This is a genomic window from Nonomuraea sp. NPDC050691 (assembly GCF_040654455.1).
Taxonomy (GTDB): Bacteria; Actinomycetota; Actinomycetes; order Streptosporangiales; family Streptosporangiaceae; genus Nonomuraea.
Map to the genome: position 1 here is coordinate 1 of NZ_JBFAIA010000157.1, position 18,753 is coordinate 18,753.

Annotated in this window: 22 protein-coding genes; 12 read left to right on the forward strand and 10 right to left on the reverse strand. The window is 74.6% G+C overall.

Features of this window, described 5'->3' with window-relative positions; genetic code table 11:
• The 4 genes from AB0H81_RS35275 to AB0H81_RS35290 all read left to right on the forward strand — a co-directional run.
• A partial coding sequence (locus AB0H81_RS35275) for an ADP-ribosylglycohydrolase family protein (protein WP_358383661.1) occupies positions 1–1,201 on the forward strand: 1,201 nt, incomplete at its 5' end.
• Complete coding sequence (rbsK, locus tag AB0H81_RS35280) at positions 1,198–2,079, forward strand: ribokinase (protein WP_358383714.1); 882 nt, start codon at positions 1,198–1,200, stop codon at positions 2,077–2,079. The genes AB0H81_RS35275 and rbsK, both read left to right, overlap by 4 nt.
• 23 nt (positions 2,080–2,102) lie before the next feature.
• Positions 2,103–2,828: a polysaccharide deacetylase family protein gene (locus tag AB0H81_RS35285; RefSeq protein ID WP_358383664.1), complete on the forward strand. Its 726-nt coding sequence runs from the start codon at positions 2,103–2,105 to the stop codon at positions 2,826–2,828.
• A 58-nt stretch (positions 2,829–2,886) separates the two neighbouring features.
• Positions 2,887–3,216, forward strand: a complete 330-nt coding sequence (locus AB0H81_RS35290) for a hypothetical protein (RefSeq protein ID WP_358383667.1) — start codon at positions 2,887–2,889, stop codon at positions 3,214–3,216.
• A gap of 29 nt (positions 3,217–3,245) precedes the next feature.
• Here the strand turns inward: AB0H81_RS35290 and pyrF are convergent, their stop codons facing one another.
• Together pyrF and AB0H81_RS35300 are read right to left on the reverse strand one after the other, a co-directional pair.
• Positions 3,246–4,124: an orotidine-5'-phosphate decarboxylase gene (pyrF, locus tag AB0H81_RS35295; protein WP_358383670.1), complete on the reverse strand. Its 879-nt coding sequence runs from the start codon at positions 4,122–4,124 to the stop codon at positions 3,246–3,248.
• 99 nt (positions 4,125–4,223) lie between these two features.
• Positions 4,224–4,754, reverse strand: a complete 531-nt coding sequence (locus tag AB0H81_RS35300) for an enolase C-terminal domain-like protein (protein ID WP_358383672.1) — start codon at positions 4,752–4,754, stop codon at positions 4,224–4,226.
• Between the two features lie 114 nt (positions 4,755–4,868).
• Between AB0H81_RS35300 and AB0H81_RS35305 the strand changes: the two genes are divergently transcribed.
• The gene (locus AB0H81_RS35305; protein ID WP_358383674.1) at positions 4,869–5,345 is read left to right on the forward strand and encodes a DUF2283 domain-containing protein; all 477 of its coding nucleotides are present in this window, start codon (positions 4,869–4,871) and stop codon (positions 5,343–5,345) included.
• A 26-nt stretch (positions 5,346–5,371) separates the two neighbouring features.
• On the opposite strand, the gene AB0H81_RS35310 is transcribed toward AB0H81_RS35305, so the two are convergent.
• Positions 5,372–5,743 (reverse strand): hypothetical protein, encoded by a 372-nt coding sequence (locus AB0H81_RS35310; RefSeq protein WP_358383676.1) that lies wholly within the window; start codon positions 5,741–5,743, stop codon positions 5,372–5,374.
• Between the two features lie 223 nt (positions 5,744–5,966).
• Here AB0H81_RS35310 and AB0H81_RS35315 point away from each other — a divergent pair, with 223 nt between their 5' ends.
• The 5 genes from AB0H81_RS35315 (at position 5,967) to AB0H81_RS35335 (ending at position 10,346) form a co-directional block, all read left to right on the forward strand.
• Positions 5,967–6,746, forward strand: a complete 780-nt coding sequence (locus tag AB0H81_RS35315) for an HAD family hydrolase (RefSeq protein ID WP_358383678.1) — start codon at positions 5,967–5,969, stop codon at positions 6,744–6,746.
• A gap of 87 nt (positions 6,747–6,833) precedes the next feature.
• Positions 6,834–7,736 (forward strand): ABC transporter ATP-binding protein, encoded by a 903-nt coding sequence (locus AB0H81_RS35320; protein WP_358383681.1) that lies wholly within the window; start codon positions 6,834–6,836, stop codon positions 7,734–7,736.
• On the forward strand, positions 7,736–8,473 hold the full coding sequence (locus tag AB0H81_RS35325; RefSeq protein WP_358383683.1) for an ABC transporter permease: 738 nt from the start codon (positions 7,736–7,738) through the stop codon (positions 8,471–8,473). The genes AB0H81_RS35320 and AB0H81_RS35325 overlap by 1 nt, the downstream gene beginning before the upstream one ends.
• Positions 8,470–9,744, forward strand: coding sequence for a histidine kinase (locus AB0H81_RS35330; protein WP_358383685.1), 1,275 nt, complete (start codon positions 8,470–8,472; stop codon positions 9,742–9,744). The genes AB0H81_RS35325 and AB0H81_RS35330 overlap by 4 nt, the downstream gene beginning before the upstream one ends.
• The gene (locus tag AB0H81_RS35335) at positions 9,741–10,346 is read left to right on the forward strand and encodes a response regulator transcription factor (protein ID WP_358383688.1); all 606 of its coding nucleotides are present in this window, start codon (positions 9,741–9,743) and stop codon (positions 10,344–10,346) included. The genes AB0H81_RS35330 and AB0H81_RS35335 overlap by 4 nt, the downstream gene beginning before the upstream one ends.
• A gap of 66 nt (positions 10,347–10,412) precedes the next feature.
• On the opposite strand, the gene AB0H81_RS35340 is transcribed toward AB0H81_RS35335, so the two are convergent.
• From AB0H81_RS35340 to AB0H81_RS35350, 3 genes are all read right to left on the reverse strand, one after another.
• Positions 10,413–12,413 (reverse strand): endo-1,3-alpha-glucanase family glycosylhydrolase, encoded by a 2,001-nt coding sequence (locus tag AB0H81_RS35340; RefSeq protein ID WP_358383691.1) that lies wholly within the window; start codon positions 12,411–12,413, stop codon positions 10,413–10,415.
• Between the two features lie 145 nt (positions 12,414–12,558).
• Positions 12,559–12,930, reverse strand: a complete 372-nt coding sequence (locus AB0H81_RS35345) for a helix-turn-helix domain-containing protein (RefSeq protein WP_358383693.1) — start codon at positions 12,928–12,930, stop codon at positions 12,559–12,561.
• A 36-nt stretch (positions 12,931–12,966) separates the two neighbouring features.
• The gene (locus AB0H81_RS35350) at positions 12,967–13,797 is read right to left on the reverse strand and encodes a maleylpyruvate isomerase family mycothiol-dependent enzyme (RefSeq protein ID WP_358383695.1); all 831 of its coding nucleotides are present in this window, start codon (positions 13,795–13,797) and stop codon (positions 12,967–12,969) included.
• A 250-nt stretch (positions 13,798–14,047) separates the two neighbouring features.
• Between AB0H81_RS35350 and AB0H81_RS35355 the strand changes: the two genes are divergently transcribed.
• Positions 14,048–14,704, forward strand: coding sequence for an NAD(P)-binding domain-containing protein (locus AB0H81_RS35355; RefSeq protein ID WP_358383698.1), 657 nt, complete (start codon positions 14,048–14,050; stop codon positions 14,702–14,704).
• Between the two features lie 315 nt (positions 14,705–15,019).
• Here the strand turns inward: AB0H81_RS35355 and AB0H81_RS35360 are convergent, their stop codons facing one another.
• Entirely contained in the window at positions 15,020–15,679 is a 660-nt protein-coding gene (locus AB0H81_RS35360; RefSeq protein WP_358383700.1) for an endonuclease V, read from the reverse strand.
• Positions 15,680–15,794: 115 nt separating this feature from the next.
• Between AB0H81_RS35360 and AB0H81_RS35365 the strand changes: the two genes are divergently transcribed.
• Complete coding sequence (locus AB0H81_RS35365; RefSeq protein ID WP_358383703.1) at positions 15,795–16,535, forward strand: sulfite exporter TauE/SafE family protein; 741 nt, start codon at positions 15,795–15,797, stop codon at positions 16,533–16,535.
• A 43-nt stretch (positions 16,536–16,578) separates the two neighbouring features.
• Here AB0H81_RS35365 and AB0H81_RS35370 read toward each other — a convergent pair whose 3' ends face one another.
• The 3 genes from AB0H81_RS35370 to AB0H81_RS35380 all read right to left on the reverse strand — a co-directional run.
• Positions 16,579–17,259 carry a type 1 glutamine amidotransferase gene (locus AB0H81_RS35370; protein ID WP_358383706.1) on the reverse strand — a complete coding sequence of 227 codons (681 nt, stop codon included), beginning with the start codon at positions 17,257–17,259 and terminating at the stop codon, positions 16,579–16,581.
• 66 nt (positions 17,260–17,325) lie between these two features.
• Positions 17,326–18,171 carry a bifunctional 5,10-methylenetetrahydrofolate dehydrogenase/5,10-methenyltetrahydrofolate cyclohydrolase gene (locus tag AB0H81_RS35375; protein WP_358383709.1) on the reverse strand — a complete coding sequence of 282 codons (846 nt, stop codon included), beginning with the start codon at positions 18,169–18,171 and terminating at the stop codon, positions 17,326–17,328.
• A gap of 43 nt (positions 18,172–18,214) precedes the next feature.
• The coding region (locus AB0H81_RS35380) for a cyclodeaminase/cyclohydrolase family protein (RefSeq protein WP_358383712.1) at positions 18,215–18,753 on the reverse strand (539 nt) is incomplete at its 5' end.

The window sequence follows — 18,753 nt, forward strand, 5'->3', positions numbered from 1 at the left end:
GCCGCGCGCGGGCGCGTCCGAGCCGGGCGCGCTGCGGCTGCGGCCGCTGGCCGAGCGGCTGCTGGACGAGCTGGCGGCGATCCCGTCGCCGCTGGACGAGCCCACCGACCTGGACGCGATCATCGCCGCGACCCCCGCCTGGCCCGCGCCTCGGGAGAGGAGCCGGGTGGACCCGGCGCGGCTGCTGGGCGCCTGGGAGGGGCGGGCGGCCGGGTGCGTGCTCGGCAAGCCCGTGGAGAAGATCCCCCGCGAGGGCGTCAGGGAGATCGCCCGGGCCACCGGCAACTGGCCCGTCCGCGGCTGGTTCACCGGACGGGGCCTGCCCGCCGAGGTGGCCGCCCGCTGGCCCTGGAACCGGCGCAGCGCCGTCAACTCGCTGGCCGAGAACATCGACGGCGTCCCCGAGGACGACGACCTCAACTACCCGCTGCTGGCCCTGACCGTCCTGGAGCGCCACGGCCGCGGTTTCACCACCGACGACGTGGCCAGGCTGTGGCTGGACGAGCTGCCGGCCGGCCGCACGTTCACCGCCGAGCGGGTCGCGTACCGCAACCTGCTGTCCGGCTTCGAGCCGCCCGGGACGGCCACCCACCGCAACCCGTTCCGGGAGTGGATCGGCGCGCTCATCCGGGCCGACGTGTACGGGTGGGTCAACCCGGGCGACCCGGCCACGGCCGCCGAGTACGCCTGGCGCGACGCCCGGCTGACGCACACCGCCAACGGCGTCTACGGCGCGATGTTCGCCGCCGCCCTGTGCGCGCAGTCGCTCGTGGCGACCTCCGCGGAGGAGGTGGTGGCCGCCGGCCTGTCGGTCGTCCCGCCCGCCTCGCGGCTGCACGACGCGGTACGGCGGGCCGCCGAGGACGCCGCGTCGGAACCCGACTTCGAACGCGTCCTCGACCGCCTCCACGAGCGGCACGCGGGCCTGCACTGGGTCCACACGATCAACAACGCGGCCCTGGTCGCGGCGGCCCTGGTCCACGCCCGGGGCGACTTCACCGCCTCCATCGCCGGGGCCGTGGCCGGCGGCTGGGACACCGACTCGGCGGGCGCGACCGCCGGCTCGGTGGCGGGGGCGCTGAACGGCGGCGTGCCCGCCCGGTGGAGGATGAGGAACAGCCTGGCCAGCAGCGTGACCGGGTTCGACGGTATCGGGCTGGACGAGCTGGCCCGGCGCACGGGGGAGTTGATGTGGGCATGATCTCGGTGTTCGGCAGCGCGAACATGGACCTGGTCGCGTACGTGGACCAGGCTCCGAAGCGCGGTGAGACGGTCACCGGCCGGATGTTCCGGACCGTGCCCGGCGGCAAGGGCGCGAACCAGGCGATCGCCGCCGCCCGCGCCGGCACGGAGGTCTCCTTCCTCGGCGCGGTCGGCGACGACGCCTTCGGCGTGGAGATGCGCGACACGCTCGCGGTCGCCGGCGTGAACGTCGAGCGCCTGCGCCAGGTGCCGGGCCCCAGCGGCATCGCGCACATCGTCGTGGACGACGACGGCGGCAACTCGATCATCGTGGTGCCCGGCGCGAACGGGCACGTCACCGCCCCCTCCGAGGAGGAGCGCGCGGTCATCGCGGCCTCCGCGTCGGTGCTGCTCCAGCTCGAACTGCCCATGGAGGCCGTCATCGGCGCGGCCCGGGCCGCGCACGAGGCTGGGGTACCGGCCGTCCTCACCCCGGCGCCCGCGCGGCCGCTGCCGGACGAGCTGCTGGAGGCCGTCGCGCTCATCGTGCCGAACGAGCACGAGGCCGCCGCCATCACCGGCGCCGCCGACCCGGGCGAGGCGCTGTCCCGCCTGCTCGAACGGGTGCCCGAAGTCGTGATCACGCTCGGCTCCGAGGGCGCTCTGTACGGCTCGCGGTCGGGCCAGCGGCTGCGCGTGCCGGCCGTACGGGTGGAGGCGGTGGACACCACGGCGGCGGGTGACACGTTCGTCGGCGCGCTCGCCGTGGCCAGGGCGGAGGGCCGGCCGGCGGAGGAGGCGCTGCGGTTCGCGTCGGCGGCGGCGGCGCTGTCGGTGCAGCGGGAGGGCGCGAGCACGTCCATGCCGAGCCGCGCGGAGATCGACGCGGCGCTCTAGACTGCTCGCCCATGATGATGATCATGGGGAAGGGCCGTTGGCGCCGCCGGCTGCTCGTGACGCTGGCGGTGGCCGCCGTGCTCGCGCTGGCGGCCACCGGCCTGTACCGGCTGGTCAACTCGCGGACGTACCAGGTGGCCGGCACGCTGGTGTCGCGGTTCGACACGCCGGAGAAGGTGGTCGCGCTCACCTTCGACGACGGGCCGGACGAGCACGCGGCCGAGGTGCTGGCCGCCCTCGCCGCCGAGGACGCCAAGGCCACCTTCTACGTCATCGGCTCGCAGATGGAGAGGTTCCCGAAGGAGACGGCGGCGCTCGTCGCGGCGGGGCACGAACTGGGCAACCACACCTACACGCACCGGCGGATGGTGTTCGTCTCGCCGGACACCGTGGAGGACGAGGTGGAACGGACGAACACGCTCATCCGCGCCGCCGGGCAGCAGGGCACCATCACGTTCCGGCCGCCGACCGGCAAGAAGCTCCTGACGCTGCCGATGCACCTGGCCGAGCACGACCAGATCACCGTCATGTGGGACGTCGAGCCCGACTCCGGCAGGACGCCGTCGGCCCAGGAGATCGTGGCCGAGGTGCGGGCCGAGGTCCGGCCCGGGTCGATCGTCCTGCTGCATCCCTGGTACGGGAGCGGGGCGAACACGCGGGCGGCCATCAGGGGCGTGGTGGCGGCGCTGCGCGCCGACGGCTACTCGTTCGTCACGGTCTCGGAGATGACGGCCGGGTGGCAGGCGTGATCGGATTCATCCCGCCCCGGGTCACATCAGCGGCGCCGGGCGGGGCAGGGGACCGGCCATGAGCGACACGCATGACGAACGTCCTGACGATCTGCCCGACACCGTGACCGGACTCAACGCGGAGAGCGACGTCGTCGCCGAGCGGTCGGGCGCCGGAACGCCCCGCTCCGGCCGCCCCATCTCCGCCGACCCGCCGGAGGCCCAGGCCGGGTCCGGTTCGGGGGACGAGAACCAGGACGAGAACCAGGACGAGAACCAGGACGGGGACGCCGGAGAGGCCGCCGGTGGGGAAGGCGGCGGGGAGGCCCCGGCCGGGGGAGAGCGGCGCCGTGAGGGCGAGACCGGCGAGGAGCCGGAGGTCCGCCCGGACGCCGGCCCGACCGGCTGACCAGCCGGCGGACGCACCGGGCGGGGATGTCACGTAGCGGACAGGTGGCGGGCGCACTCGTCGCGGTAGCGCAGCGTCCGCTCCCGCACCCGTACTGGATCCGCCAGGACGGCGCCGGAGACCGCCGGCACCACCGCGTGCCGTACCGAGGGGAACAGCCGGGCGAGGTCGGCGGGCGAGGCGCCACGCGGGCCGACGCCCGGCACCAGGACGGGACCGTTGAGCCGGCCCAGCGGATCGGAGCCGGGCCGGTCCGGCGAGCCGGAGCCCGGCCCGCTGCGGGCCGCGGCGCCGCTGCCCTCCACGCAGCCGGCCACTGAGCCGCCGGCGCCGGCGTCGACCACCACGCCGACCGGGCCGAGCGGTGTCCGGCCCGTGTTGGCCGCCTCGACGCCCGCGAGGACCTGCGCCGCGAGCGGTTCCCGAAAACCCGCAGGCCCGCCGGCGCGCGCGAGCACGAACACCCCGGCGTCGTTGGCGACGGCCGAGGTGATCGCCCCCTCCAGCGCGCCGAACCCGAAGTACGGGCTGAGCGTCACCGCGTCGGCCGCCAGCGGGCTGCCGTGGTCGAGGTACGCCTCGGCGTAGGCGGCCATCGTGGCCCCGGTGTCGCCGCGCCTCGCGTCGAGCAGGACCAGCGGCCCGGCCTGACGCAGGTCGGCGAGCACCGACTCCAGCACGGCGATCCCCCGGCTGCCCCACCGCTCGAAGAACGCCGGCTGCGGCTTGACCACGGCCGCCACGTCGCCCACGGCCTCGGCCACCGTGCGGCTGAAGCGCTCCAGCCCCGCCGGCGAGTCGTCCAGGCCCCACGCGTGCAGCAGCGCCGGGCTCGGGTCGATGCCCACGCACAGCGGCCCGTACTTGTCGAGCCTGGCCCGCAGCCTGGCCCCGAACGGCTCCACCATCGTCCCGCCCCCACCCTCGCGAACGTTCGCAGAGTAATCCGGGCCGGAGCGGCCCGGAAAGCCTTGCGACGAGGGCGGTATGGGACGACACGGATGAGGTCACATCCAGGCCGTGGACCCGTCCGGGCGGGTCGGCACCTTGCGCTCCCAGTGCACCCAGTCGCCCTCCTCCAGGGCCGTCTCGTCGATCTCGACACCCCAGCCGGGCCGGTCCGGGCGCAGCTCCAGGTGCCCGTCGACCGGCAGGTACGGGTCGGGGCACCAGGACACCTCCGCGGGCTTGTACTCGAGGATGCCGAAGTTGGTCGTCGCCGCCGCGAAGTGCGCGTCCGCCGCGGTGGCGAGCGGGCCGAGCGGGTTGTGCGGCGCCACCGGGACGTAGTGGGCGTCGGCGACGGCGGCGATCCGCACCATCTGCGTCAGCCCGCCGACCACGCAGATGTCGGGCTGCACGATGTCGGCCCCCTGCGCCGTCAGCAGCGCCAGGAACTCGTGCGGGGCCAGGGCGGCGCCGAGCTCGACGGCCTGGCGCGGCTGCCAGAGGCAGGCGTGCGCGTCGAAGGCGAACTCCCACTCCGCCGGATGCCCCTCGCGCACCTGGCCGAAGCAGGCGCCCAGCTCGTCCGCCACCAGCCCGAAGCGCGAGCGGTGGAGGTCCCGCCGGTACGGGCTGAGCTTGAACGCGGTGAAGCCGTAGCGCTCGTGGGCGGGTACCCGCCGGTCGCGGCGGGGTAGATCACCTGCATGTACGAGATCGCCCGCCGTACGCTGACGCTCGGCACCGAGCCGCCGCGCGAGGTCACCGTCACCGTCGGCGTGCCCGTGGAGGAGCCCACGGGCGACTGGTCGTGCCCGTACCGGATCGACGGGCTGGCCGGATGGGAGCACGAACGCAAGGTCACCGGCGTCGACGCGCTGGAGGCGGTGGACCTGGCGCTCGCGATGGTCCGCGCCGCGCTGGCCGGCTCGCACGAGGCCAAGGAAGGGCTGCTCAGCTGGGACGAGGAGCCGGACGACCGGCGGCCCCGGACCGTCTATCTCACCTGGGACAAGGACCACGACGTCGCCTACATCGCGATGAAGCACGAGATCGCGCCCGGGGAGGCCGTGCGCCAGGAGGTGGTGGGCGGGACCGTCCTGGACTACGGAGCCTCGGGTGAGCTGCTGGGTGTCGAGCTGCTGGACGCGGCGACGCGGCTGCCGTCCGAGATGCGGCTCTAGTGCGTGGGGCCGGCTGAGGCGCGCCTCTAGGGACGGGCGCCCCGCGACAGCAGCCACCGCCAGCGCGGCACCTCGAACACGACGGTCGCCACGGCCAGCGCCGACACGACCACCGCCACCGTCGAGGACCAGGCCGCCCACGACGCGGCCACCGCGGCCACGAGCTGGAGCAGCACGAGCAGGATCGTCACGAACCCCGGCACGGGCACGATCACGTTCCGCTTGTCCCCGGGCGTGGAGAACACCGTCGGCAGCCCGATCAGCACGACCACGGACACGACGGCCAGCGCGACGGAGTGCGGGGCCAGGGCCCACGGGGTGGCGACCCAGGCGACCAGCTCGGTGGCGAACCTCAGCGCGGACCCGGCGGGGTTGTCCTGACGGACGGTGTCGATCACGCGCGCACCTTATCGCCATCAACCGGATCCGCCGGGGGCGGGCCGGGATAATCGACGCGTGACCCCTGCGAGTGACGTTCCCCCCGCGAGCGACCCGTCCCGTGCGAGCGCCCCGTCCCGGCCGGGCGGTCCGGCCGCACACCCGAGCGATCCGGCGCACCCAAGCGGCCCGGCAGGCCTGAGCGGTCCGGCAGGCGCGAGCGACTCGTCCCGGCCGCGGGTCGTGGCCACCGACCTCGACGGCACCCTGCTCGACTCCACCGGCTCCGTCTCCCCGCGCACCCGCCGCGCGCTGCGCCTGGCGCGCGCGGCCGGCGCCGAGATCGTGTTCGTGACCGCCCGCGCGCCCCGCGGGGTCGAGCCGATCGCCGAGGCGGCCGGCGTCAGCGGCACCGCCGTGTGCAGCAACGGCGCCATCGTGTACGACCTGGCCGCACGCGAGATCGTCACCCGGCACGACCTCGACCCCGAGGCCGCGGCCCACGTGATCGATGTCCTGGCCGAGGCGCTGCCCGGGGTCGCGTTCGCCGTCGAGACCGGCACCGGCGTGCTGGCCGAGCCCGGCTACGGCGTCCGGCACGTGCACGACGAGAGGTACCGGCGCGAGGTGCCGTCGGTGCGCGACGCGGGCGAGCCGGTCGTCAAGCTGCTGGCCTTCTCCGAGAGACACCCGGTGGACGACATGGCCACCGCGGCGGCCGCGGCCGTGGCGGGGCGGGCCGAGGTGACGCACTCCGGGGTGGGCGGGCTGCTGGAGATCAGCGCGCCGGGCGTGACGAAGGCCGGCACGCTGGCCGAGTTGTGCGCGGCGCGGGGCGTGGACGCGGCCGAGGTGGCGGCGTTCGGCGACATGCCCAACGACCTCGCCGTCCTCGCCTTCGCGGGCGCCGGGTACGCCATGGCCAACGCCCACCACCTGGTGCTCGCGGCCGTGCAGCGGCGGACGCTGTCGAACGACGACCACGGCGTGGCCGTCGTCCTCGAACGCCTCTACGGCCCCTGACCCGCCCTCCGGGCATGACAAATGTCAGCGTGAACGCGGGACGCACGGCACCAGGGACGCGCCCGGTCCGCTCCTAGCGTGGACGGCATGGAGACCATCCCATCCACCCCCGCCTTCGCCCTGACCGGCGTCGCCAAGCAGTACGGCGACGTGCGGGCGGTCGACGGCCTGAGCGTCACCGCCGCGGCGGGAGGCGCCATCGCCCTGCTCGGCCCCAACGGGGCCGGCAAGTCCACCACCGTGTCGCTGCTGCTCGGCCTGGCCCGGCCCACCGCCGGCACCGTCCGGGTCCTCGGCGGCACCCCCGGGGAGGCCGTCGCCCGAGGCCGGGTCGGCGCCATGCTCCAGCAGGGGGAGCTGATGCCGGAGCTGACCATCGGCGAGCTCGTCGGCTTCGTGCGCGGCCTCTACCCCCGGCCGCTTCCCCTGGGCGAGATCCTCGACCTGGCCGACCTCGGCTCCCTGGTCAAACGCCGTACCAAGGGGCTGTCGGGCGGCCAGGCCCAGCGGGTCAGGTTCGCGCTGGCCGTCGCGGGCGCCCCCGACCTGCTCGTGCTCGACGAGCCGACCGCCGCGATGGACGTCGAGTCGCGGCAGCGCTTCTGGGACGGCATGCGCGCGTACGCGGCCGGCGGCCGTACCGTGCTGTTCGCCACCCACTACCTGGAGGAGGCCGACCAGCACGCCGACCGGGTGCTCGTCATCGCCAGGGGCCGGCTGGCCGCCGACGGCACCCCCGCCCAGATCAAGGCCACGGCGGGCGGGCGGCTCGTCACCTTCCGCCTCGGCGACCAGCCGGCCGCCGGCCTGGACGCCCTTCCGGGCGTCACCTCGGTGGAGATCCGCGACGGAGTGGCCCGGCTGCGCACCGCCGACGCCGCCCTCACCACCGCCGCGCTCTATCGCGGCACCACGCTGGAGGTCCACGACCTGGAGGTCTCCGGCGGCCACCTCGAAGACGCCTTCCTCGCCCTCACCCGGGAGTCCTGATGCTCGCCTCGTACGTGCGGCTGGAGATCCTCCGCAGCGTCCGCAACCGGAAGTTCGTGATCCTCGGGATCGGCTTCCCCCTCGTCATCTACCTGCTGAACGCCAACGTCTTCGGCAAGGAGACCACCGACGACGGCGTCACCGTGAGCGCGTACGTCATGGTCTCCATGGCCGCCTACGGCGCGATCTCCGGGGTGCTGGTCAACACCGCCGGCCCGTGGGCGCAGGAGCGCGCCTCGGGCTGGCTGCCGCAGCTCCAGGTCACGCCACTGCCCGGCTGGACGATCATCGTGGGCAAGCTGGCAGGCGCGCTGACGCTGGTCCTGCCCTCGATGCTGCTCGTGTGCCTGGCCGGCGCGCTCACGCAGGGGGTGTCACTGTCCGTGGGGCAGTGGGCGGCGCTGGTGGGGGCGCTGTGGGCGGGGGCCGTGCCGTTCGCCGCGCTGGGACTGGTCGCGGGCTCGCTGCTGCGGCCCGACGCCGTCCAGCCCGTCACCCTCGTCACCATGCTGGGGCTGGTGATCGTGGGCGGGCTCTGGTTCCCGGTCGGCAGCATGAGCGGGACGATGCGCTCCATCGCCGAGGCGAGCCCCGCCTACCGCTACGCCGACATGGGCTGGAGCGTCATCGCCGGCCACGGGGTGCCACTGGCGGACGCGCTCACGGTCGCCGGCTGGGCGGCGGCCCTCGGGGGGCTCGCCGTCCTCGCCTACCGGCGGGCTACCGTACGCCCATGAGCCTCCCCGGGCCGCCTGACGGCCCCTCGCCCGTCAGGCGGCTGCTGGCGATCTCCGTCGGGCTGGTCTACCTCGTGACCCCCGCCCTGGGGGTGCTGACCGGGGAGATCAGCGGGGTCCGGGCGGTGTGGGCCGGCGTCGCCCTGGTCGCGTTCGTCGCCGGGTACGCCGGGGTCGTGATCAGCCAGCGGACGTTCGGCCGTCCGGGCCGCTGGACGTACCCGCTGCTCGGCTTCACCACGCTGCTCGCCGTCGCCCTCCCGCCGATCTTCGGCGGCGGGTGGCTCGGGCTGCCCGTCTACATGAGCGTGGCCTACGCCATGGCGCTGCGGAGGCGGCAGGCCGTGGCCGGGGTCGTCGCCATGGGTGTCACGGTCGCCGGGCTGGGCCTGGTCACGGGCACCGACCGGGGCACCCTGGTCATGCTCGTCTTCCAGGTCGCGACGCTGGCGGTGCTGTTCTCCAACGTGCGCAACACCCGGCTGCTGGTCTCCCGGCTGAGGGAGGCCCAGGGCGAGGTGGCCAGGCTCGCGGCCGGCGAGGAACGCCTGCGCATCGCCCGCGACCTGCACGACCTGCTCGGCCACAGCCTCTCGCTCATCGCCATGAAGGCCGAGCTGGCCGGGCGGCTGGCGGAGGCGTCGCCGGCGGCGCTGCGGGAGATCCGCGACATCGAGGAGGTGGCCCGCCAGGCGCTCGTCGAGGTGCGCGAGGCCGTCACCGGCTACCGGCAGCGGGGGCTGGCCGAGGCGGTCGACGGCGCCCGGGCCGCGCTGGAGTCGGCGGGCACGGACACGCTGGTCCGGCTGTCGGGGACGCCGCTGCCGCCCGCGCTCGACGGGCTGCTCGCGTGGGCGGTCCGCGAAGGGGGCACGAACGTGCTGCGCCACTCGAGGGCCCGGCGCTGCGACATCACGGTGACGTACGACGGGGCGGAGGCCACACTGGAGATCACGGACGACGGCCGCGGCCCTGCGGGGCCCGCGGCCGAGGGCGAGGGGAACGGGCTGCTCGGGGCGGCAGTCGAAGGGGCGGGGAACGGGTTGGCGGGGCTGGCGGAGCGGGTCGCGGCGGTGGGCGGCACGATGACGGCGGGCCGGGTGCGCGGGGGCTTCCGCCTCGCCGTCCGCGTCCCGGCCCCGGCGACCCCACCGGAGCCGGGTGCCGTCGTGACGGATCCGCCCGAGCCGGCCGGTCCGCCTGAGCACGGCGCTCCAGGGGGCGGGGCCGTGACGGTCTTCCCGGGCGGGAGAGGGCCGGAGCGGCCGTGATCAGGATCATCCTGGCCGAGGACCAGGCCATGGTGCGCGGCGCGCTCGTCACCCTGCTCGGCCTGGAGGGCGACATCGAGGTGGTCGGCGAGGCCGCCTCCGGGCCCGAGGCGGTGGCCGTGGCGAGGAAGACGGAGCCGGACGTCGCGCTGCTCGACGTCGAGATGCCCGGCGGCGACGGCATCACCGCCGCCGAGGAGATCCGCCGGGTGCTGCCCGGCTGCCGGGTGATGATCCTGACGACGTTCGGCCGGCCGGGCTACCTGCGCCGGGCGATGGAGGCGGGCGCGGCGGCGTTCCTCGTCAAGGACAGCCCGGCGCGGGAGCTGGCCGCGGCGGTGCGCCGCGTGCGGGCCGGTGAGCGGGTCATCGACCCCGGCCTGGCCGCCGCCGCGCTCAGCGCCGGGCCGAACCCGCTGTCCGGCAGGGAGCGGGACGTGCTGGCCGCCGCGGCCGACGGCTCCACGATCGCCGACATCGCCGCCCGCCTGCACCTGTCGGAGGGCACGGTCCGCAACTACCTGTCGTCGGCCATCGGCAAGACCCGCACCCGCAACCGCGTCGAGGCCGTCCGCCACGCCCAGGCGCAGGGCTGGCTGTAGGTCCCCGGACATGCCGCGAGCCGCCCCCGGGAAGGGTGGGGCGGCTCCGGCGGTACGGGAGGGGGCCTACCGGCCGCTGCTCACCCCGTAGTACTGGAGGGTCTGCACGGACGGCCTGGCCTTGACCTCGGCCGTGGAGACGGCCTTGGCGACGACCGAGCCGCCGCGCGCCGCCGACGCCGAGACGGCGCCGGTCGCCAGCGGGAACGTCTTGGCCGACACGCCCGCCGGGGCGGTGTACGTCTGCTTCTGGCCGCCCACCATGACCGTGACGGCGGTGGACGCGGTCAGCATCGTCAGCACCTCGACCGTGTCACGCGCCGGCGTGCTGCCGCCGCGCAGCTTCATGAGCTTGGTCTGCGCGTACGTCGGCTGCGCCGCGGCCGGCTGGATGCGGTGGGTGAGGTACAGGACGTCGTTGGTCACCTTGGGGCAGCCCAGCTTGAAGCAGGTGAGGTAGTACGAGCTGATGTCCAGGTAGGTCCATCCGTTGTGCGCGGACGGGGCGAACTGGGTGCCCTCGGAGTAGTCGTTCCAGGTGGTGAGCTGCACCCAGTCGGCGCCGCTGTCGATCGCGCCCTTCCAGGTGAGGCGCAGGTTCTCGGTGTTGCCCGCCTCGTCATAGATGCCCTGGTTGGGGCGGGAGTCCTGGGCCGACACCGGCTGCATCCAGATCTTGCCCATGGTGTGGGCCCGGCTGATGTTCGTGGCCAGGCTCGCGTTGGCGGCGGTGTTGCGGTTGCCCCAGTTGGAGAAGCCGTAGCTGATCGAGGCGAACGCGTCCCGGTTCTTCGTGAAGTCCAGGAACGTCGGCACGAGGGCGACCTTGATGCCGTGGTCGTCCTGCATGGTCTTCATCCAGGTGGACCACCAGGAGGCGGTGCGGTTCTCGGCCTTGTACGGGGCCACGACCAGGCGCCCGTCGCCCAGCTTGTACACCGGGGACGACGACGCGAGCTTGGCCAGCGACGTGGCGAGCGTGGCGCTGTCGACCGAGGCCAGGCCGTTCATGTCCGGCATCAGGACGATCTTGAAGCCGGTGTCGACCGCGGCGGCCGCCTTGACCAGGTTCTGCACCCGCGTCCAGTTGCTGCTCGACACGGAGAGGATGTCCACGGTGAACCCGTCCAGGCCGGCCGCGATCGCCTGCCGCACCTCTCTCTTGAGGTCCTCCAGCGCGTACTCGCCGGACAGCGGCGACCTGCCGATCGGGCGGTCGCGCAGCAGGCCGCCGTACGCGGAGTGCTTGCCGTTCTCACCTTCGGGCTTGAGGTAGTTGCGGGCGTAGTAGTCGTTCGCCGGGGCCTGGTTGTCCAGGGAGATCGGGTACGGCGGGAAGTAGTGGGCGAACACCTTCTTGCCGGAGGCCCGCAGCTTCGACGTGGACGCCAGGGTGAACGGCAGCGGGCCGTCCGTGGTCTCGCCGCCCTCGTCGTCACCGGTGGCGCCCTCCGTGTAGGTGACGACCAGGCGGGGGCCGTCGCCGGCGGTGGCCTCGGCCGAGTGGAAGACCGCCTGCGCGCCGGCCGTACCGGTGATCGCGAACGCGTAGGTGCCGTTGCCCGTGAACGCGGCGGAGACGTCGAGCGTGACGTCCGCGCCGGCGGTCAGGCCCTTGGCGGTGGCCAGCGTGGTGCCCAGGGTGGGCCGGTTCGACCAGGTCGCGGTGTCCGTCCAGGTGCCGCCCACCTTGCGCGCCGCCACCGAGCTGTCGGTGGTGCGGGCGGCCTGGAGCTTGAGCGTCATCTTCACCTCGCCCGCGTCGGCCGGCAGCCCCGCGACGGTGAACTTGACCAGGGCCTGCCGTTCGGCGCTCGCCTTGCCGTCGCAGGTGCTCGGGCAGGCCGACAGCCAGGTGTGGGCGGCGTGCTCCTGCGCGGGGCTGGCCTGGCTGAGGTAGGTGTCCTGGCTCACGTCCACGGTGACGCTCTTGGGGGCGGCCTGCGCCTCGCGCGCGCTGGTGACGCCCTGGGCACCGGCTTCGGCGTACGCCTGGGGCGCCGTCCCGGCTCCGGCTCCGGCGACCAGCACGACGGCCGCCAGCCACGCGCGTAAACGGTTGGGCATCGTACCTCCACTGATCCACGAACCCGGCCCAGTGATCATGGCCGGTCCATCAGGGATCAAGAGTGGGGCATGCGCGATCAGGTCGCCCGACTTTCCCGATATTTCATGGCATTTGATCGATTCAGCCGGGACACGGCCGTCGCGGTCATCCCGCCGTGCGTTCCTCCAGCTCGTCGGCCGCCTCCCAGGCGTCCCGGGCGGCCATCACCTCGTCCACGTGCTCGGCGGCCCACCCTCCGAGCCGCTCGATCGGCTCCAGCAGCGACTCGCCCAGGGCGGTGAGCGCGTACTCCACGCGAGGCGGCGCCTCGGCGTACGCCCTCCGTGTCACCAGCCCGTTCGCCTCCAGGCGGCGCAGCGTCTCGGTGAGTACCTTGGGGCTGATGCCGCCGATCGCCGCCCGCAACTCGCCGGGGCGGCGCGGCCCGTTCCGCAGCGCCCACACGACCACGGCGTTCCAGGTGTTGGCGATCAGATCGAAGGCCAGCCTGGCCTGGCAGTCGGCGAGAAACGCCATGAACCCTCCCTTGTCAGAGCCCTCGTCGGAGCGGTCTCACGCCACGACGGCCAGCAGCGTGGTCGTCGCCGAGGCGAGCGCCGGATCACCGGTCAGCACGGCGCGGGCGCGGGCCTCCCCGACCGTGACGCCCCTGCTCGCCAGCCGCCAGAACGCGTCCTGATCCATGGTGACCCACGCGGCGGGCTGGGTGCCCTCCGGCTCCAGTCTCCAGCGGCCCTCCCGCCTGACCGCGAGCCACCGGCCGCCGGCGGGCCCCGTCACCTCCAGCTCGACGGCCGTGCCCTCCGGGCGCTCCTCCGCCCGCAGCGCCTGCGGCAGGGCCCGGGCGAAGATCTCCAGAGCCGGCCGTACGAGCTCGGGGTCGTCGGCGCCGGGGACGCCCACGGCGTCGCGCACCTGCTGCTGGTGCACCCAGAACTCGGTGTACTCGCGGCCGACGTCCAGCCACGCCGGGCTCGGGAGGTCCGTGGCCGCCCAGGACACGTCCAGGGCGGCGGGCCCCGTCATGTCCACCGCCGCCCACAGGGCGTCGAGCCGGGGCCCGAGGTGCTCCAGCAACTCGATCATCAGCCTCGGGCTCAGCTGCCGGGCCGCCCTGACGAACTCCTCGTTGACGCGCGCCAGGTAGGACGGCAGCGTCTCGCCGGCGGCGAAGACCGCGCCGCCATGCCTGTCACGGCCGCCCGAAAGCCGCCGCGCGTAGTCGTTGAGAAGGTGCCCGACGACGTCGTGGACGTCCCAGCCGGGGCAGACCGTGGGCCTCGACCAGTCCGCCGGCTCCAGCCCGCCGAGCAGGTCGAGCAGGGCGCGCCGCTCACGCGGGAACAGCGGACGCACGTCGATGACCGGCCCGAAGATCGTCATTCCCCGACCGTACCTCTCACCGCGGGGGCGTCCGTCGTGAGGGCGGTCATCTTCCCGGTGACGAGTTCCGCCGGAACCCGATGGACCTCGGTCGCGCCCCGCCCGGAACACCGCGTCCCGGCGGCCCCGCGCGGTCGGTGCCGCGCAGGTGAGACGGACGGCGCCGCGAAAGGCACCGAATGGTGCGTGTCGGTTTTCGTAGCGTCGTCTCTCGCACCCCCATCCACGCATCACGAACGGAGTAGCACCTATGCGGATCGGCATCCTGGGCGCGGGCGGCATGGCCGACGCCCTCGGCACCCAGTGGTTGCGCGCCGGGCACGAGGTCATGATCAGTGGCCGTGACCCCGGGAAGACGGCAGCCGTGGCCACACGGATGACCAGCGTGGCCGGCGTGGCCGGCGGGCCCGGCGGGTCTGTGCTGACGGGCACGTGGGCGGAGGCGGCGGCGTTCGGCGACGTCGTGATGGCGGCCGTCTGGGAGGCAGGCCTGCGCGACGTGCTGACGGCCGCCGGCCCGGCGCTGCGCGGCAAACCCCTGATCGACGTGACCAACTCCGCCACGCCGGACTCGTACGACCCGACGCGTCCGATCGCCCAGATGGCGGCCGACATCACAGGAGCCAACGTTGTGAAAGCATTCAACCTGGGACACGTGGACGTCTGGCGTATGACACCACCGGTCTTCGACGGCCGCCCGCTGGCGGTGCCGCTGTGCGGTGACGACGCTGAGGCCCTGGAGAAGGTACGGGCACTGGTCACTGACCTCGGCTGCACCCCGCTGGACGGCGGCGGCCTCGCCCGCGCCACCCTCCTGGAGGCCACGGCCGCGTTCGTCATCGGCCTGTGGTTCGGCGGCGCCGACGCCCAGGCCATCCTCACCCCGATGGAGCACGCCGGCGCGTGACCCCACCCGCCCCCAGGCGCGATTCCCCTCAGGCACGCGGATCCGCCCGCCGGCCGGTTTTCCCATCCCAGGCGCGTGACGCCGTCTGTGCCCGCCGGGGCCGCCCGGCCGGTCGCCTGCGCCAGCCCATGAACGGGTGCCGAGGAGCGTGGCCGGGCTGCCGGGACCCGGCCGCCCCTAGCCCGGCACACCAGGCTGTAAGGCGGAGGAAGGGGGGCGGTGTGTGAGGGCCAGGCGGGACAACGAGATCGAGCGGTAGGGCGGGTCGGTGGGATGGCCGGGCGGGGTGGCGGGCGAGGTGGTCGGCCGGGTGGTTCAGGTGGGGTGGCGCGCGAGGTGGTCGGCGTGGCGGATGGGCTCCGGGAGCCGGTAACGGGGCGAGAGGCGCAGCACCTGCTCCGTGGCCGTCTCCAGGGAGACGCGATGCCCGGGGGAGACGTACACCGGCCTGACACCCTCCCGCGTGCGGACCGCCCGGCCCACCGTCTCCCCGTTCAGCACGATCGGCGTCCACGAACCGCGCCCCGCCTCCGGAGGCGCGTGGTCGCCGACGAACGGCGTCTTGCCCACCCCCACCGCCGGCAGCCCGGTCAGCACCCCGAGGTGGCAGGCCAGGCCGAACCCGCGGGGGTGCGCCAGCCCGTACCCGTCGCACACCAGCAGCTCCGGCGTGGTCTCCAGCCGTTCGAGGGCCTCAACCAGCGCGGGCACCTCCCGGAACGCGAAGAGCCCGGGCACGTACGGGAACCGGGCCTCGCCCTCGACGGTCACCTGCTCCAGGACCTCCAGCGTGGCGGCGTCGAGCACGACCACGGCCGCCCGCACCCGGTCGTCACCGTGGTAGTGGACGTCCAGGCCCGCCACCACGGTGAACGACGTCGGCCCGGTGAGCTCGACGTGCGGGCGTAGCCGGTCCTGGATGGCCTGTGCCTCCTCGACAGTGGCCGGCCACGGGTGAAGCTGATTCACGCGCACGTGATCAATCTAGTCCCGCTCGGGTGCCTCCTCCAGGCCGCCGGTGATGGACCGCTCGTGGTTGACGCGCAGACCCGCCCACCCGGACAAAACGGACAGCCCCTAGCATGTCCAGGTGATCGTGGGTGACGTGGTGGGACTGCTCGGGGTCGGTGTGGCGGCCGGGATCGTCAGCACCGTGGTCAGCCTCGCCTCGATCGTGTCCTATCCCGCGCTGCTCGCCTTCGGCCTGCCGCCGCTCACCGCCAACGTCACCAACACGGTGGCCCTGCTGTTCACCGGCCTCGGCGCGGCGGCCGGCTCGCGGCCCGAACTGGCCGGGCAGGGGAACCGGGTGCTCAGGCTCGGCTGGATCGCCGCCCTCGGGGGCGCGGCCGGTGCGGCCCTGCTGCTCATCACGCCGTCGCGGACGTTCGAGCTGATCGCGCCGTGGCTCATCGCCGGGGCCTCGCTGCTGCTCGTGCGGCCCCCGTCGGCGCGCAAGCACGAGGAGCGCGGCGTGCTCGCGCGGATCCTGCTGTTCGTCGTGGCGATCTACATCGGCTACTTCGGCGCGGCGGGCGGCATCCTCATGTTCGCGGTGCTGTCGGCGATGCTCGACCAGGCGCCCGCCCGGACGAACGCGGTCAAGAACGTGGTGTCCGGTCTGGCCAACGCGGTCGCGGCGATCGGGTTCGCGCTGTTCGGCCCCGTCGACTGGGTGGCGGTGGGGCCGCTCGCGGCCGGGTTCCTGCTCGGCGGGTGGATCGGGCCGAAGATCGCCCGGCGGCTGCCGGGGCAGAGCCTGCGCTACCTCGCCGCCGCCGCCGGCCTGGCCGTCGCCGTCAAGCTCGGCTACGAGGCGTACGCCTCCTGAACCGGCCGCTCAGCTGAACCGGCCGCTCAGCTGACCCGGCCGCTCAGCTGACGAGCTTGGCGAAGCGGGTGGCGACCTCGCGCCAGATCGGCGTGGAGATCGGCTCGTCGGCCACCGCCCCCGCGTACACCTCGTCGGGGTCGAAGCCGTCCACCTCCCACGCGCGGATCCGCTCCGGCAGCACCTCAGGGTGGAACTGCACGCCCCACGCCCGGCCGCCCACGCGGAACGCCTGGTACGGGCAGCGCTCCGTCTCGGCGAGCCAGACCGCGTCCGGCGGCAGGGCGGTGATCGCGTCCACGTGGTGCTCGATGGCGGGCACGACCGGCGGCAGCCCCTGGAACAGCGGGTCGGTCGCCGTCTCGGGCCGCAGCGTGACCGGGACGCTGCCGTTCTCCGGCGCCCCCGCGTCGGCGGTCACCTCGCCGCCCGCCACCTCGGCGAGCATCTGCCCGCCCAGGCAGATGCCGAGGAACGGGACCTGGCCGGCCAGGGCCTCGGCCACCAGCCCGCGCGTGGGCGCCAGCCACGGCGCCCGGTCGTCCTCGCTCGGCAGGTAGCCGCCGCCCATCATGATCATCGCGTCGTGGCGGAGCCCCGCCGGCACGGGCGCGCCGTCGTAGGCGTGGACGACGTCGAGCCGCAGCCCCATGTCCTCCAGCCAGCCGCCGAGCCGGCCGGGGCCGCCGCCCCTGCTGTTCTGCACGATCAGGACGTCACGCATCAAGCACCTCAACCCTCCGGCGGGCATGGGGGATCGTCGTCGAAGAGGACCAGAAGGGGGGACGGGTCACGTCAGTCCGGCCGCGGTGACGGTGTGGCGCAGCAGCAGGGCCGTCGTCACCGGCCCCACCCCGCCGGGCACCGGCGTCAGCGCCCCGGCCCTGCCGATGACCGCACCGAAATCGACGTCGCCGGTCAGGCCGCCGTCGGCCGTCGGGTTGGTGCCGACGTCGATCACGACCGCCCCGGGCGCCACGTGCCCGGCGCCGATGAGCCCCGCCCGGCCCACGGCCGCGACCAGCACCTCGGCGGTGGAGGTCACCGCGGCCAGGTCACGGGTGCGGGAATGGCAGACGGTCACGGTGGCGTGCCGGTCGAGCAGCAGGTGGGCCAGCGGCTTGCCCACGACGGTGGAGCGGCCGACCACGACCGCCCGGGCGCCCTTGAGAGCGACGCCGTGGTGGTCGAGCAGCGCCATCACCGCGGCGGCCGTGGCGGGCGCGAACGCGGGCAGCCCGGCGGCCAGCCGGCCGAGCGACAGCGGGTTGGCGCCGTCGACGTCCTTGGCCGGGTCGATCGAGGAGGCCAGCTCCTGTGCCGAGGCGCCCTCGGGCAGCGGGGTCTGCAGCATGACGCCGTGGACCCCGGGGTCGGCGCTGAGCCGTTCGAGCGTGGCCCGGATGCCGTCCTGCGGGGCGGCCGGGCCGAGGTCCACGACGTCGCAGGCGACGCCCACGCCGCCGGCGGCCTTGGCGATGGAGCGCACGTACCAGAGAGCGGCCTCGTCGCCGGTGGCCACCACGACGGCCAGCCGCGGCGTCGTCCCGGAGGACCGCACCAGCCCGGCGATCTCCTCCTTGATCGCCGCGGCGGTCTCCCGTCCGCGCAGCTCCACACCGGGGGAGGCGGTCATCGGGCGAGCTCCTTCCACACGGCCGACCGGCGCGGGGCCGGCGTCATCGGGCCAGCTCCTTGCGCACGGCCGCCGTCACCCGCTCGGCCCGGGCGACGGCGTCGTCCACGCCCGCCAGCCGCCCGCGCAGCCCCTCCAGCACCCGCTCGTCCCGGATGCCGCCCATGTTGACCTCGACGTTGACCCGGGCCGTGGTGAGCGCGGCACGGGCCGCCTCCGCGGCGGCGGCCACGTCGGTGGCGACGTTGGGGTTGCCGATCGGCAGCAGCGTCTCGCAGAGCTCCACCAGGCGCGCGGCCGTCCCGGCGACCCGGGCGGGCGGCTCGGCCGCGCCGGCCAGGGCGGCGGCGATGGCCGCGCTCCGCTCCTCGCCCTTGGGCAGCCGGTACGCCTCCGTCACGGCCGTGAAGGCCGCCGCGTCCTCGGCGGCGAGGTCCAGGGCCCGCTCGCGCAGCGTGTCGGTCTCGGCCGTCACCGCGGCGACGGTCTCGGCGTGATCGGCGTACCGGTCGCCGGTGGTGTACCGGGCCACCATGCCGAGCAGGGCCGCCGCCTGCGCCGCGTGCAGGGCGGCGGTGGCGC